This window comes from Lysinibacillus sphaericus (genome assembly GCF_001629735.1).
Lineage (GTDB): Bacteria > Bacillota > Bacilli > Bacillales_A > Planococcaceae > Lysinibacillus > Lysinibacillus pinottii.
This window is the reverse complement of the sequence record NZ_CP015224.1, coordinates 783,819-799,254: the sequence shown is the minus strand read 5'-3', so window position 1 is coordinate 799,254 and position 15,436 is coordinate 783,819. Positions and strand designations below refer to the sequence as shown.

The following is a 15,436-nucleotide window of genomic DNA, read 5'->3' as shown; positions in this document are numbered from 1 at the left end:
GTAAACTACTATATAGGAAAGCAGTTTGATAAAGGGTGAGCTAAATGACAATTCGCTATCCAAATGGGAAATTGTATACCCCCAATACTTCTGTACAGAAAACAGAAAAAAAGAGTAAAAGTAAAGATTTGTCTTTTAGTAATCGTGGAAAGACGCTAGAAGATGAAATTAATGAAGCAAACGACTATTATATAAAAAGACGACTTGCTATTATTCACAAGAAACCTGTCCCTGTACAAATCGTCAAAGTAGAGTACCCTTCACGAAGTGCTGCTGTCATTCGTGAAGCATATTTTCGAACACCCTCTACAACCGACTACAATGGTGTTTGGAATGGGCATTATATTGATTTTGATGCAAAGGAAACTGCTTCCAAAACCAGTTTCCCCTTAAAAAACATTCATGAGCATCAAATGACCCATATGCAGCAAGTGACTGAACAAAATGGTGTGGCTTTTATTATCGTTCGCTTTTCAGCTTTTGAACGATATTTTATTGTGCCATATGAAGTTTTACAAAAGGCCTGGAAAGCAATGGAAAGTGGCAATCGTAAATCCATACCCTTTTCAACAATTGTAGAAGAGGCGTATGAAATTCCTACTAGCTATTATCCACGTATCGATTATTTACCCATCATCCAACAACTGATCGATGCAAAATGCTACAGGTTTGAAAGTGAGGAGAAATAGAATGACTGAACGTCGTCGAACACGTGGAGAGCATCAAAAGGCTCTCGCTGAAAAAAATAAAAAAGGTAAGAAAACAACAACAAAATCGTCAACACCCGCTAAAATGTGGATAAAACGTATTTTCTTAACTCTATTAGTCATCGGTGTTGTAGGCTTCATTGGAGGAGCAGGTTTATTTGCTTACTATGCGAGCACCGCTCCTAAGCTTGATGAGGAATTATTGAAAGACCCTGTGTCTTCAGAGTTCTACGATAAAAACGGTGAAATATTTGCAACAATTGGTGCTGAAAACCGCAAATATATAAAATATGAAGATATACCCGAAGACATGGTGAACGCTATTCTTGCAACGGAAGATGTACGCTTTTTTAAACATCACGGCATGGACTTCTACCGTCTAGGTGGTGCCATACTTGCTAACTTCCGTGATGGCTTTGGTGCACAAGGTGCCTCTACCCTAACACAGCAAGTGGTCAAAAACTCATTTTTACAAAATGAAAAGAAATTAAAGCGTAAAGCACAGGAAGCTTGGCTAGCATTTCAATTAGAACGTAAATATTCAAAAGAAGAAATTTTTGAAATGTATTTCAATAAAATGCTAATGTCAGGCCGTATTTATGGATTTGGTACAGCAGCCCAATATTTCTATGGAAAAGAATTAAAAGATTTAACATTAGATGAAGAAGCATTATTAGCAGGATTAGTACAACGACCAAATGCTTATAATCCATTGAAAAACCCTGATCTTGCCAAGCAACGTCGAAATACGGTTTTAGGATTAATGTATCAACACGGAAAAATTTCGAAAACAGAAATGGAAGAAGCTAAAAACGTTGATGTCCAAGCAGGTCTTGCAGACGATGCAACGCGTCAATCCTTTGCTGGTTCGAAATACGATGCCTTCCTAGATGTCGTTATTAATGAATTGGAAAATAACGGTGATGGTTCAGCCATGGCAGAAGGTATTAAAGTGTATACAACACTTGATCCAAATGCCCAAAAAGTTGTTGAAAATGTCATGAACGATGACAGCAATTTCCCGACAGAAGATATTCAGTCAGGTGTAGCAGTCATTGATACGAAAACAGGTGCTATTCAAGCTGTTGGTGGCGGTCGACATTATGGTGCCGAACGTGGCTGGAACTATGCAGATGATTTAACAAAAAATCAACCTGGTTCTACCATGAAACCATTAGTGGACTACGGTCCAGCCATTGAATATTTAAAATGGTCTACAGGCCATACACTTGTAGATGAACCTATGAACTATTCCAATTCAAAACAAACTATTACAAACTGGGATGGCAGATATATGGGTGCCATGACCGCTCGTAAGGCATTATATGCTTCACGTAACGTACCCGCTGTCAAAGCATTACAAGAAGTAGGTACTGAAAATGCGAAGGAGTTTGTTGGACGTTTAGGGATTGAAACAGAAAACCTTTACGAATCAGACGCAATTGGTGGTGGAGCGATTACTATCTCCCCAATTCAAATGGCGGCTTCCTATGCAGCATTCGGAAATAACGGCGTTTATACGGACCCACACGCTATTACAAAAATTGTTTACCGTGATGGGAAAACATCTAAAAATTATACACCTGAGCCTAATGTAGCGATGAGTGAAGCTACAGCTTATATGGTAACAGATATGCTACGTGATGTAGTTGGCAACAAACCTGACGCATCAGGTACTGCAGCTAACGTCCCTGGACTAGATATCGCAGGTAAAACAGGTACAACCAACTATTCAGCTGAAGATTTTAATAAATATAATTTACCGAACACAAGCGTCCCAGATTCATGGTTTGCTGGTTATACGACAAACTATTCCATTGCTATATGGAGTGGCTATGAAAAACATTTTGATCCAATTACAACGTGGGAAGAACGACGTTTACCACAAAATCTATTTAAATCGATTATGCAAGATATTTCAGCAAACGTTGAAACAGAAAGCTTTAAAAAGCCAAGTACAGTTGTAGAAGCAACGATTGAAGTAGGGTCTAAGCCATTGAAATTGGCAAGTGACTTTACACCAAGTGAATTACGTCAAACAGAGCTATTCGTTCGTGGTACTGAGCCAACAGAAGTGTCGAGTGTTTATGAGGCACCAGAATTGGCTACGCCATACAACGTATCTGCAAGCTTAGATTTAGGTGCACAGTCCATCAACATTTCTTGGGAACATGATGCTAGCTTGAATCCAGAGACAGACGAACCATTACCGACTTCCTTTGAAGTAACTGCAACCCGTGATGACGGTAAAAAGTTTGACCTTGGTAAAACAGAGAGTAAAGGTTTAACAGTGGCCAACACGCTGGAAGATGGCAATTACACGATTTCAGTCGTAGCCATTGTGGATGGTGCACGAAGTGAACCTGGTACCACTACTTTCCAAATTACTAGTACAACGGAAGAAGAGGATGTAGAAACAGAAAATCCGGAAGAGCCAAACATTGATTTACCAACAGATCCTGGTGAAGGAGATCAAGATAATGGTAATAATAATGGCAACGGCAACGGAAATGGCAACAACGGTGGCAATAATAATAATGGCAATGGGCATGGGAATAACGGCAACAACGGTGGCAATAACGGTGGTTCAGATGGAAGTCAGCAACCAACGCCGCCTACTGATCCTGTAGACCCAAATGATGAAGAACAAAGCTCAGAATAAACGAAAAACCGAGAAGCACAGGATGCTTCTCGGTTTTTTCATTCTATAAAGAGCTTAAACTATCCTACCCACTCTATTTTTTACTAGCTTGAATTCGCAAACGTGCTGTCCGTTTTTTCGTTTCCTTAAACAATTCATCAAGCTGACGATAACAAGCGTATTGTCCTGGCTTAGCTTTGATAAAGGCAAGCCGTTCAACTCCATTAATCGGCAGCACCTCGTCTCCTGCCGCCTGTACAAGTTGTTCAAACAACTTAATTGCTTCTTCCATTAAGCCTTTTGCTGTACCGTTTCGAGCATCATGGGCTTCGTGGATGTTCGCTTGAAGGGTTGTCCATTGGGCAAACCAAGCATCTACCTGATCTTTTGCAATAGCTTCACTATTCATGCTTCCTTCACCAAACCTTTCTTCAAACGCTTTTGACCTTCACGACAATCGCTGAGTAAAGGACAGGCATGGCAGCCAGGATTTTGAGCCTTACAATGATAACGGCCAAAGAAGATTAACTGATGATGCGTTTTCGACCACTTATCCATAGGTGTTTTTTTCATAATCGTTTCTTCGACTTCAAGCACGGAATCTTTCCATCGGCAAAGACCTAGACGTTTAGAAACACGCTCTACATGGGTATCGACTGCCAGTGCAGGAATATCAAAGGCTACTGATAGCACTACATTGGCTGTTTTCCGCCCCACACCTGGCAATGTTACAAGTGCTTCTCGGGTTGCGGGTATTTCGCCATTATATTCATCTAGTAAACGTTGACATAAAGCCTGGATGTTCTTCGCCTTATTGCGATATAAGCCAATAGAGCGAATATCCTGTTGTAATTCTTCCAATGGGACAGCCAAATAATCTTCAGGCGTTTTATATTTCTGAAATAATGTTTTTGTTACTTTATTAACAAGTACATCCGTACATTGTGCAGATAATAATGTCGCAATTGTGAGCTCAAAGGCGTTGTCATGCACAAGCTCACAATGTGCATTAGGAAACATTCGATCCATTTCTTCTAGGCAATGCTCCCACTGTTTTTTTGTTAACAAACCGGACGCCCCCTATTCTCTCTCTTCTAACCAATTATAAAATGGTACTTTATTGGTTGGTTGTGCATCTTGCTGAACTGTGCGTGCTGGATTTCTACTAAAGGTTTGCTTCTCACGAAACTGCTCACTTTGCTTTTGTGCAGCCTGTGGTGTCGTAATATTTTTCTTCTTCCACTCTAACAAAATCCGATCAATATAACGAATACTCAGTTTCCCTGCAAACACAGCTTCTTTTAATGCCTCTTTAATGAGTGTTGGACTATGGTTGTCCTCATCAAGCCAACATCCTATTTTTTCAAGCTCTAAAGGAGATAAAAGACGTCCCATTTCTTCTTCAAAGAGTCGGAAAATCTCTCCTTCTTCTTGTTGAAGTGTTATGGCGGATTTTTGTTGCTCTTTCATCTCGATCATCTGCACAATTCGCTCCCAGAGTGGATAAACCGAATATTTTTCATAGAGCTTGCCACCTGTATCCACATCACGAGTAATTTCAAGGAAGCCCTTTTGCATTAATCGTTGTAAACGGGATGTTAGTTCATTTTCTGGCATTGTGAGACGATTCTTTAGATCATTCGGTGTAGGGAAGTCATACCCTTCCATATGAAAGGCTAATAAGTGCATGACAATTAGCGCCTCTTCATCCTCTATATTTAACTCCTTATAAAACTGAAAAAAAAGCTGAGGGATGGGAATCATTCTCTGCTCAGTCCATGTACGGAGTCGATGATTATTTGCATTCATATTTCTCTTGACTCCTTCTTTAAGTAAGTAGAAAAGCCGCGTAGATATTTCACTACGCGACTTTGAAATTGATTTGCTTATGGATATAAGCGGTTCAGTAAACGTGGGAATGGAATGGTTTCACGAATATGTTCTGTACCAGAAATCCATGCAACAGTTCGTTCTAATCCAAGTCCAAAGCCTGAATGTGGAACAGAACCATGTTTACGAAGGTCTAAATACCATGCATATGCATCTAAAGATAGGTTATGTTCTTCAAGACGAGATTTTAATAAATCATAGTCATGGATACGCTCAGAACCACCAATAATTTCACCATAGCCTTCAGGTGCAATTAAATCAGCACATAATACAACATCATCGCGATCTGGATGTGGTTGCATATAGAATGGTTTAATGCCTACTGGATAGCATGTAATGAATACGGGCTTGTCGAATGAATTAGCAATGGCTGTTTCATGAGGTGCACCAAAATCGTCACCCCACTCAATATCGTCAAAACCTTGTTCATGTAAAAGCTTGATCGCATCATCATATGAAATACGAGGGAATGGTGCTTTAATATTTTCAAGTTTCGATGTATCACGTTCAAGTCGCTCTAATTCTAATTTGCAGTTAGCCAGAACCGATTGTACAATATGCGTTACATATTGCTCCTGTACCTCTAGATTTTCTTCAAATTCTACAAAGGCCATCTCAGGCTCAATCATCCAGAACTCGATTAAGTGACGACGTGTTTTAGATTTTTCAGCACGGAAAGTTGGACCGAATGAAAATACTTTCCCTAGTGCCATAGCTGCCGCTTCCATATAAAGCTGTCCTGATTGAGAAAGGAAAGCATCCTCATCAAAGTATTTCGTATGGAAGAGCTCAGATGTACCTTCCGGTGAAGACCCTGTTAAAATTGGTGGGTCCATCTTTGTAAAACCATTATTGTTGAAAAATTCGTAAGTAGCACGAATGATTTCATTACGGATTTTCATAATGGCATGTTGTTTACGAGAACGTAACCATAAATGACGGTTATCCATTAAAAATTCAGGACCGTGTTCCTTTGGTGTAATTGGGAAATCTGTCGCTGTATGTAGAACTTCAATTCCTGTTACAGCTAGTTCACAGCCAAAGCTTGAACGTTCGTCAGCTTTCACTTCTCCTGTAATATACATAGAAGTTTCTTGCGTTAGTCCCTTAGCTGTTGCAAAAATTTCTTCCCCCACCTCTTCTTTCACGACAACACCCTGAACAAAGCCAGAACCATCACGAAGTTGTAAGAAGGCGATTTTACCACTTGAACGTTTGTTAGCTAGCCAAGCGCCAATTTTGACTGTTTCACCGATATGCTGTGGCATATCTTTAATCATAATTTTTTTCATAGAAATCCTCCAAAGTTGTCTAGAGGGATTAGTCTTGCCATTTTGATTTTACAAATGTATCAATACGACGGACTGCCTCTTCTAGTAAGTCTAAAGATGTAGCATAAGATAATCGCATAGTAGTTGGTGCACCAAAGCCAGAGCCTGGAATCACAGCCACGTTTGCTTCTGTTAAAATATCCGCAGCGAATGCGTCTACTGAATCATAGCCAGTGTGAGCCATAGCTTCTGCTACATCTGGTAATAAGTAGAATGCACCCTGTGGTTTTAAGACATGGAAGCCAGGAATTGCACTTACCTGTGGGTAAATTTTCTCAAGACGAGATTCGAATGCTTGGCGCATTTCCTCTACAGCGTCCTGTGGGCCATTATACGCTTCAACAGTTGCATATTGTGCAGTTGTTGTCGCATTAGATGTTGAGTGTGATGCAAGGTCAGTCATTGCTTTAACGATGTCCGCATCACCTGCAGCATAACCAATACGCCAGCCTGTCATAGAGTGAGATTTTGCCACACCATTCACAACAATTGTACGTGCTTTCACTGCATCAGAAAGTTGTGCAATTGAAAAATGCTCAATACCATTGTATACAAGCTTCTCATAAATTTCATCTGACACGATTAAAATATCCTTTTCTTCTGCAACTGCAGCAAGTTCTGCAAGCTCTTCACGTGAATATATCATACCAGACGGGTTGCTAGGTGAGTTGATAATGACAGCTTTTGTTTTATCAGTTACAGCAGCTCTTAATTGATCGGCAGTAATTTTATAGCTTTGTTCACGTGTACCTTCAACGTATACAGGTACTCCGCCCGCTAATTTCACTTGCTCAGGATAAGACACCCAATAAGGGATTGGAATAATAACTTCATCGCCCTCGTTTAAAATGACTTGGAATAACGTGTATAAAATATGCTTTGCACCTACACCCACAATCACTTCATTAGGCTGATAAGAAAGGTTATTATCGCGCTGTAGTTTATCGATAATGGCTTTTTTTAGAACTGGAAGTCCACCAGCAGGTGTATATTTTGTATAGCCCTTTTCCATTGAATCAATGGCAGCATTTAAAATGTTTTGAGGTGTATTAAAGTCTGGTTCACCAGCACCAAGGCCAATGACATCAATACCTTGCTCTTTTAGTGCTTTTGCTTTCGCAGTAATAGCTAATGTTGAAGATGGTGTTAAAGTTTTTACACGTGTTGCTAATAAGTTTTTCATCCGGGATCTACTCCTCTTATAAATTCGTAATGCGCTTCCACCAGTCGCCATCCTTAAACATAATATAGACATAGTTGAGTTTGTCGTGGTCGTTTAGGTATGTAATCTCCCAAACAACGCCTGGCTCCTCATAGCCCAATTTCATGTGGAGGACCTTCTGTACATTTCCTTCATTTTTAAAAACCGATAATGCTTGCTTTTCCGTAATACCATCTTCTAATAACACTTCCTGCATGGAATCCTTGTCTAGATTCGTCGGAACAAAGACAGCCTTTTTATCACCGTATTCGTCTACCCCGAACACAGTAACATACGAATGTTTGCCATTATATGTGTAGGACTCCGATACAATTGCGAGGGCTTTGGCATCGAGTGCCAACTGTTCAGCCTGCTCTTCAATTGAACGGAACGGAGCCTCGGCTTTCCAGAGTACTAAAATGCTAATGACAAGTGACAACGAAACAATAAAGACAGAAATGAAAATTAACCAGTTTTTCATCTATTCACCTGTTGTTTCACATCGTGCTTTTTTGGCACAACACATAGCGGATGTTTGTGTGTGTATTTAACTACATTACAATTCATTTTGCTTTCCATTTTGTCAACCTGCTTTCTTTCCTCATACCACAACATTATACAACAATTTTATGCTGTCGTGTTTCTTAATTTCATATATTGTACGTTGCTAGAATAACGTTTTCAAATGATTGGTACAGTAAATTTTATTCTGTAACATTCTGCCTCGTTGTAAATTGTGATGGCACTTCAATTTCTGTAAAGAATATTTACTGAAACAATAGAAAAATTCCTATTCAACACAGTAAATAGGAATCATTCAAATGATGATAGTTCGTATAAAATATGGGTGGCACGGCCATTATCTTTTGCCTCATATAAACAACGATCAGCTTGCTCAAATAAATCATTATAATAATAATTTTTTTGATTGTTTATACAAGCCCCCATACTTACTTTTAGTGGATAGCTTTTCTGGTCTTTTTCTAATGTTAACGTTAGCAAATGGGCGTGTGTATTTTGGACAAGTGCCTTGATGTATGCCTTTTTGGGGTGACGAATACAGACAATGAATTCATCTCCACCATAACGGATAATTTTGACGTCTTCATCTCGCAAAAATTCCTTTAAGCCATTAGCTAAAAGTTGTAAGACCCTATCGCCAAACAAATGACCATGCCTGTCGTTAAATAGTTTAAAATTATCAATATCCAAAACTGTAATACATACATAGGATTCTGCTATTTTGGCAGCATGTAACCATTCATGTAGCTCTTGATCTAAGAAGTGGCGATTCAAGACACCTGTTAAAGGATCATAATGTGCTTTTCTTTCTAATCTCTCTTTTTGACGCTTAAACTCCAAATTCAACACTTGCTGTAGTAAATTATCAACGCTCATCTGTTCCGAAAGGTTAATATACTCTTTTTGGACATCAAAAATTTCATCTCGCCAATTCAATTGGTACAGGACATTCAACAATAAGCGCATCACTTTTTTCATAATGGGCTTATCACCATAGGATTTGGCTAGATCTATTGCTTGTTGATAATATTGCACTGCTTCCTCAAGCTTCTGCTGCTTTTCATATAAAAAGCCATAGCCAAACAAGGCTGCTACTTTTTCAGGTTTATGCTGAGAAATTATGCTAGACGTTAATGAGTCATCAAGCAATGCCTTTCCTGCTAAAAAATCCCCTTCCAAAATATATACATCTGCTAAATTATTATTGATGCGAATATCTAATAATCTTGCTAAATCTGGTTGTGTCTCATATAGCGTTTTATTATACTCTCTTGCTAACAACCCCGCTTGAAGGGCTTCCTTCGTACAGCCCTTCTCTACCTCTATATAGCACAAATTATTATGACAACGAACAAGCATCATAAAATCTTGTAATTCTTGAGCAAAAGCAATTGACTGTTTCGTCATCTCTGCTGTTTTTTCACGGATTCCTACCATATCGTATATTAACGACATGGCCAAATAATAATGCATCAAATCTTTGCTAGTACCATATTTTTCACAAATAGCCTCATACTCGAAAATAAGGCTGACAATGGCTAGCGTATCGCCCAAAGAATGATGTACTAAAATTTTCTGATAGTACAAGTCCAATACAATTTCATAGTTTTTTCCCTCTAAAGCTACTAAAAGACCTTGATCTGCCAGTTTCAACGCCTCTGTTAAAAACCCCTTTATGCGCATTTCCATGATTGTCTTATTTAATTCCTCTAATGTTAACTCCACTGTCTCACCACTTTTCCAAGCCCCTATTTAATCCTTCACTTTGTTCTGTAACAATTATAAGACATATTCATTCACTTCGTTCGACTTTTTAGCAATATCCCAACTATTACCTCGATTTCAAAAAAAACTTTTATAAGACAGCTATTGAATGTCCTTTTGTTTTCCCCTTCCATTAAATTTTTATACCATTACACATTTTTCTCCATTTTTGTCCCAGTCAACTGTTGTTTTTACCCATATGATGTGATAACTAGGCATTTAAAGACATTGAAAAGGGATGTGATGTTTTGAGTTTACCAATTAACCCTTCTGACCCAGCTACCATTCCAAAATTTGTAGATGCTCTACAGAAGCCGGTGACCGCAAAACCAAAATACTGTAGAGGACAAAAGAAACATGATTATTACGAGCTAGTCATGATGGAGGGCGAGCACCGCTTTCACAAGCATTTTCCTAATACATTAATATGGGGGTACAACGGCCTTTATCCAGGACCCACTATAGAAGCGACGAAAGATAAAACCATTTATGTCAAATATAAAAATCAATTACCACTACAGCATTTTTTACCAGTGGATTTTACACTTCATGCCGCCAACGATTCCCAAGAGGTAAGAACTGTCACTCACTTACATGGTGCCAATGTGGATTGGGAGAGCGACGGTCATCCTGAGGCATGGTACACAAGAGATTATCGACATACCGGTCCAAAATTCAATAAAGAAATTCATGAATATACGAACCACCAGCCTGGTACTACAATGTGGTACCATGACCATGCTATGGCTTTAACACGCCTTAATGTCTATGCTGGCTTGGCAGGTTTTTATTTACTTAGAGATGCTCTTGAGGAACGTTCTAATTTGCCATGTGGTGAATACGAATATCCTATTTTAATTCAAGATAAATCATTTAATGAGGATGGCTCCCTTTTTTATCCTGATGAGCCACCATTTCCAGTTACTGTACATCCGTCCATTACTCCAGGTTTCGTAGGTAATACGATTGTTGTCAACGGCAAGCTATGGCCCTATTTAGACGTCGAGCCACGTAAATATAGATTCCGGTTCCTCAATGGCTCCAATCGAAGAGGCTATGTCATCAGCTTGTCAAATGAGCAGTCTATGATACAAATAGGGACAGATGGCGGTTTTTTATCAACCCCACAAGCGATTCAATCTGTAGAGTTACTACCTGCTGAACGCACAGATGTCATCATCGATTTTTCAGCTTGTGAGGGTCAGGAAATCACCTTACTTAACACCGATACAGATTTTATCGATGAGCATACGAACGTCATTATGCAATTTAGAGTATCACTTCCCTTAAAATATGAAGATACGAGTGAAGTTCCAGAGAGGCTGGCAGTCACAATGGATTTACACCCACATCATGCACATATTGAAAGACAATTACCATTGACGGCAACAACTGATGAATTCGGAAGACCTATGTTGTTGTTGAACAATCGAATGTACCATGACCCAGCGACAGAAAAACCTTCTTTAGATAGTATTGAAATTTGGAGTTTTATTAATACAACGCCTTTTATTCATCCTATTCATTTGCATCTCATTCAATTTAAAATTCTTGAACGTCGCCCATTTGATTTAGACCTCTATCAAAATGAGGGAATAGTATCATTTACAGGCCCCCCTGAGGAACCACGGGACTATGAGCGTGGTTGGAAAGATACAGTGAAAGTAGATGCGGGCAAAATTACGAAAATTATTATGCATTGGAAGGATCATGTGGGGAATTACATGTGGCATTGTCACTTCCTTGAGCACGAAGACCATGATATGATGCGACCTATTCTTGTGATGAAAGATGTCCATGCTGTTCAACAGCCTCATGCTGAAATAGAGCCGTCATCCCATCAGGAGGTTACTACTACTACCACTTCTACACCTACAACAAATACTAGTACGACACATCATAATGAGTCACCCGTACCATTATTAAATACTTCTCAAATTCCTTCCACAGAGGAAGAGGAAATAAAGGAATCATTAGTAGAGGAGTCTGTGCATATCGGAAATAATGTTCAACACAGGCCCATTTTGCTTTTCCCAACTAAGTCCACACCTGCGGGTACGAGTAGGCCAAGACGACGTGGACATAGAAGATTTTAGTCACTAACCATTGAAAAGTAGAGGTTTTCTACAAAAGGATAGATATATGTAGGAATAAGGAGTTTTTATGTAGAGGTTGATGGGAACGAAGGGTGGCGACTCTTGCAGGAAAAGCTAGAAAGTCGAGATGCTGGATGGAGTGGATGTGTTCTGTACGAAAGTGAAGCGGCAGCAACGAAGCTTGGGAAGCAGCTCGCCCCCGGCCGTAAAGGAAATCAACGGTTTTACTTTATTTTACTGTAAAGAAAAAAGACTGTAAGCAAACTCGAAATTCATTGAGTTTGTCCACAGTCTGAAACTACCGTGTAAGCGGTAGTTTTTTTGTTTTCAAGTGTGTACACGCCATAATCTATTCGTGAGGAGCGCTAATAGCAGCATCATCATACAAATCATTAGAATCGGTATAAAGATGTTGACGCGAAAGGTCTCAAACAATAGGCCATATCCCATTTGCCCAATGGGGGCCATACATTGTGAAACAGCCATCATAATAGCCATAACCTTACCTAAATTTTCATTGGGTGTTTCCTTTTGCACAAGGGTCATTACGTAAATTGAAATAATAGTCATCATCATTGCCATGACAAGTGCAGAGCCAATAAATAATAAGTATGAAGCATAATAGCCTATTTGAAGCATTGGTGGAATAACGGCTATAGCCATAGGAATGACCAAAATAGCAGTTAGCAATACCCAAACATATAGCCTACTAATTTTTAGCTTTTTAGCAAAATAGCCCATCGTTAATGCTCCAAATATGGTTGCTAAATCAATCATACCCATCCCTATTCCGTATAATGAATCACTAACATTTAATGTGACACGAAGGATGATGGGGACTCCTACGATAAAGAGCGGTGTAAATAATAAATTTAAGAAAGCCGCCAGTATCGTGCATTTTAAAATAAAGGATTGCTTCACAACATATTTAAATCCCTCTTTTATATCCTTGAATAAAGTCAAAACTAATTGTCCATCGTCATCCCGTTTCTCAAAAGGGATGGTCAAAAACATTTCTACAATTGCTGTAAAGAAAAATAATAGCCCACTTACTAGGACAAGAATTTTGATGCCAAGCATTCCATAAAGTATTCCTCCTAGGACAGGTGCAGCCACACCAGCTAAAGCTTGCACCCCATTCACAATCCCATTTGCCTGCTCAAGGTGCTGTTCTTTTACTAATAATGGAATACTAGCTATTACCGCTGGTGAATACATAGCGCTAATGATGGACAGGAGCACCATAACTACCCCTATCCCTAGAACTGAATGATATTCTGTCCACAATGTAATATAGAAAATCAATACAACGACACAACTAATGGCATCAAATAACACCATTAAATGACGTCGATTAAAACGATCGGCAAGGGCACCTCCGAATGGCGTGAGAAGTATAGGTATGCTTGAAATAGCAAAAAGGACGGCAAAAAGGTCTGCCCTACCCGTCACATCTAAAACAAAAAGGGATAGTGCAAATCTTAATAAGGCAGAACCTAAAATAGAGATAATCTGCCCAAATACAAGGATTTTAAAATCTTTTGAAAATCCTTTACCTTTTACGTATGTTTCCATGTAATGACTCCCCCCTAATTAGACCGACTGTCTGTCATTGTTTTTGTATAAAAAAAGTGTAGTGATAAGTTTAGATTTTGGTTGTGACTAAAACTTATACCACACTTTTAGACCGACTGTCGGTTTATGATTAGTATATGGGAACTCTCCAAAAAAAGGAACTTATTTTAATAATTTTTCAAAATTCCTCTGTTGACTAAATGTTTATTTGGTCAATAAAAGCTGTCATGGCATGACTTACATAGCGGTTCACTCGGTAAATAATGAAACGCACTTAGACTAGGAGTAGCATCTATCATACGAATGATACGCAATTACGAATCATTCATTTGCTGAATTAATAGATACGGCTGCCCGTAGCCCCTATATTCGCACGAACTAGAAAACATTCGTCCCTATTCACCTGCTTCATGATATCAATAGAAGCAAGGATTTTATGATTTACCCGTGGAAATTTTTGATGAAAAGAACGGTCCTTGTTTCTACTATATAACCAAATATTTAAATATGTTGAGTTTTCTTTATTAGTGAAATTAATGCTAGCCCTACTACACAAACTACCCCAATAAATAATAATAAAAATCCAATAGGAATTAAAAAGAATGGCTCCTCTAGTGTGCCATCTGATGCTACACTACTTCCTTTTATCATAAAGATCAAAAAACTAAGTAACCCTAAAATAAATGGGGTTGAAGCTAAAATGTATTTTTTCATTATTATAACTCTCCTTAAATTACTAATATTCCTGTACAAAACTTTTTTTAACCTTTACCGCAATCATCCTATGATTTCGTTAATAGGATACATCACGGATATATTTTAAGTCAATCATTTTTTATCGAAAAACAATAAATTTTTATTCTTATACACTTTGTTTTTTAATTGACATTATAAAACCCTATCGATAGAATGACCATAAAGCTCTATTGTAAATTTGGAAGGGTGATTTTATGAGCTATGAAGATTTAATGCAATGGAAAGGTTATTTGTTTTTAGATAATTTAGTAGAGCCAGGGACAAACTCTTTGAGAATATCTATTAAACGAGCTGCCATTAGTTCTAAAAGTGATGATGTAAGCTTTGATGAATTTACATTTAACGATGTCTATCCTATTGAAATTGATACGACCCTCCCAGTCATAGATATAGAATTCGATTCTTATGTATCCTATTCTATTTATGATGAGTCATTTCATTTTGTAAGTCAGGAGGATGAATTCATAGGTAATTCCGTACGTTTATTTACAAAATCAGCTTATTTAGATTTTATAAGCAAAGGGACTATAGCTTTAGATATATACTCCTATAAAGAGCTATTCCATTATCAGATTGTTTGTTTAGACCATATAATTGATATTGTTTCATTCGATAAACCTACTCTATATAAGCAAGTGAATAATTTCTAAAACAGGAAACGTTATTTTGTTGCCTGTTTCATTCCGATAAATATAACCCGCAAACTTGGCCCCTTGCCGATCAAGCATAGTATGAAAAAAAGGAAGTCTAACTGAACAATGAAGCTTAGACTTCTATAAATGGTATTATCTTGTTTAATAGATTTCTGATATTCACCTCTTGAAATATATCTTAATCTTCTTGATCGGATACTCAAGAGAAAACACCTTTAATTACTAGGCATAGCCACTATTATTCCACCAATAATTTTTATATCAGGCTTCCCCTATTGCAAAACACTCTTTTATATTTTA

At 38.3% G+C, this 15,436-nt stretch carries 13 protein-coding genes; 4 read left to right on the top strand and 9 right to left on the bottom strand.

Features of this window, described 5'->3' with window-relative positions; genetic code table 11:
* Positions 1-44: 44 nt before the first annotated feature.
* Positions 45-689, top strand: a complete 645-nt coding sequence (gene recU / locus A2J09_RS03790) for a Holliday junction resolvase RecU (RefSeq protein WP_012293746.1) — start codon at positions 45-47, stop codon at positions 687-689.
* Position 690: 1 nt separating this feature from the next.
* The gene (locus A2J09_RS03785) at positions 691-3,369 is read left to right on the top strand and encodes a penicillin-binding protein 1A (RefSeq protein WP_012293745.1); all 2,679 of its coding nucleotides are present in this window, start codon (positions 691-693) and stop codon (positions 3,367-3,369) included.
* Between the two features lie 73 nt (positions 3,370-3,442).
* On the opposite strand, the gene A2J09_RS03780 is transcribed toward A2J09_RS03785, so the two are convergent.
* From A2J09_RS03780 to A2J09_RS03750, 7 genes are all read right to left on the bottom strand, one after another.
* Positions 3,443-3,757: a YpoC family protein gene (locus A2J09_RS03780; protein ID WP_012293744.1), complete on the bottom strand. Its 315-nt coding sequence runs from the start codon at positions 3,755-3,757 to the stop codon at positions 3,443-3,445.
* Entirely contained in the window at positions 3,754-4,416 is a 663-nt protein-coding gene (nth, locus tag A2J09_RS03775) for an endonuclease III (protein WP_012293743.1), read from the bottom strand. The genes A2J09_RS03780 and nth overlap by 4 nt, the downstream gene beginning before the upstream one ends.
* A gap of 12 nt (positions 4,417-4,428) precedes the next feature.
* A complete protein-coding gene (locus A2J09_RS03770) occupies positions 4,429-5,157 on the bottom strand; it encodes a DnaD domain-containing protein (RefSeq protein ID WP_036161224.1) in 729 nt (242 codons plus the stop codon).
* Positions 5,158-5,234: 77 nt separating this feature from the next.
* On the bottom strand, positions 5,235-6,530 hold the full coding sequence (gene asnS, locus A2J09_RS03765) for an asparagine--tRNA ligase (RefSeq protein WP_036161220.1): 1,296 nt from the start codon (positions 6,528-6,530) through the stop codon (positions 5,235-5,237).
* A 28-nt stretch (positions 6,531-6,558) separates the two neighbouring features.
* Positions 6,559-7,752 (bottom strand): pyridoxal phosphate-dependent aminotransferase, encoded by a 1,194-nt coding sequence (locus A2J09_RS03760; protein WP_012293741.1) that lies wholly within the window; start codon positions 7,750-7,752, stop codon positions 6,559-6,561.
* A 16-nt stretch (positions 7,753-7,768) separates the two neighbouring features.
* Positions 7,769-8,251 (bottom strand): cell wall elongation regulator TseB-like domain-containing protein, encoded by a 483-nt coding sequence (locus A2J09_RS03755; RefSeq protein ID WP_012293740.1) that lies wholly within the window; start codon positions 8,249-8,251, stop codon positions 7,769-7,771.
* 332 nt (positions 8,252-8,583) lie between these two features.
* A complete protein-coding gene (locus A2J09_RS03750; RefSeq protein ID WP_012293739.1) occupies positions 8,584-10,017 on the bottom strand; it encodes a tetratricopeptide repeat-containing diguanylate cyclase in 1,434 nt (477 codons plus the stop codon).
* A gap of 287 nt (positions 10,018-10,304) precedes the next feature.
* Here A2J09_RS03750 and A2J09_RS03745 point away from each other — a divergent pair, with 287 nt between their 5' ends.
* Complete coding sequence (locus tag A2J09_RS03745) at positions 10,305-12,152, top strand: multicopper oxidase family protein (RefSeq protein WP_012293738.1); 1,848 nt, start codon at positions 10,305-10,307, stop codon at positions 12,150-12,152.
* 327 nt (positions 12,153-12,479) lie between these two features.
* On the opposite strand, the gene A2J09_RS03740 is transcribed toward A2J09_RS03745, so the two are convergent.
* Together A2J09_RS03740 and A2J09_RS03735 are read right to left on the bottom strand one after the other, a co-directional pair.
* Complete coding sequence (locus A2J09_RS03740; RefSeq protein ID WP_012293736.1) at positions 12,480-13,727, bottom strand: MFS transporter; 1,248 nt, start codon at positions 13,725-13,727, stop codon at positions 12,480-12,482.
* 501 nt (positions 13,728-14,228) lie between these two features.
* The gene (locus A2J09_RS03735; protein WP_012293735.1) at positions 14,229-14,441 is read right to left on the bottom strand and encodes a DUF3955 domain-containing protein; all 213 of its coding nucleotides are present in this window, start codon (positions 14,439-14,441) and stop codon (positions 14,229-14,231) included.
* 236 nt (positions 14,442-14,677) lie between these two features.
* Between A2J09_RS03735 and A2J09_RS03730 the strand changes: the two genes are divergently transcribed.
* A complete protein-coding gene (locus A2J09_RS03730; RefSeq protein ID WP_036161218.1) occupies positions 14,678-15,133 on the top strand; it encodes a hypothetical protein in 456 nt (151 codons plus the stop codon).
* The last annotated feature ends 303 nt before the right edge of the window (positions 15,134-15,436 follow it).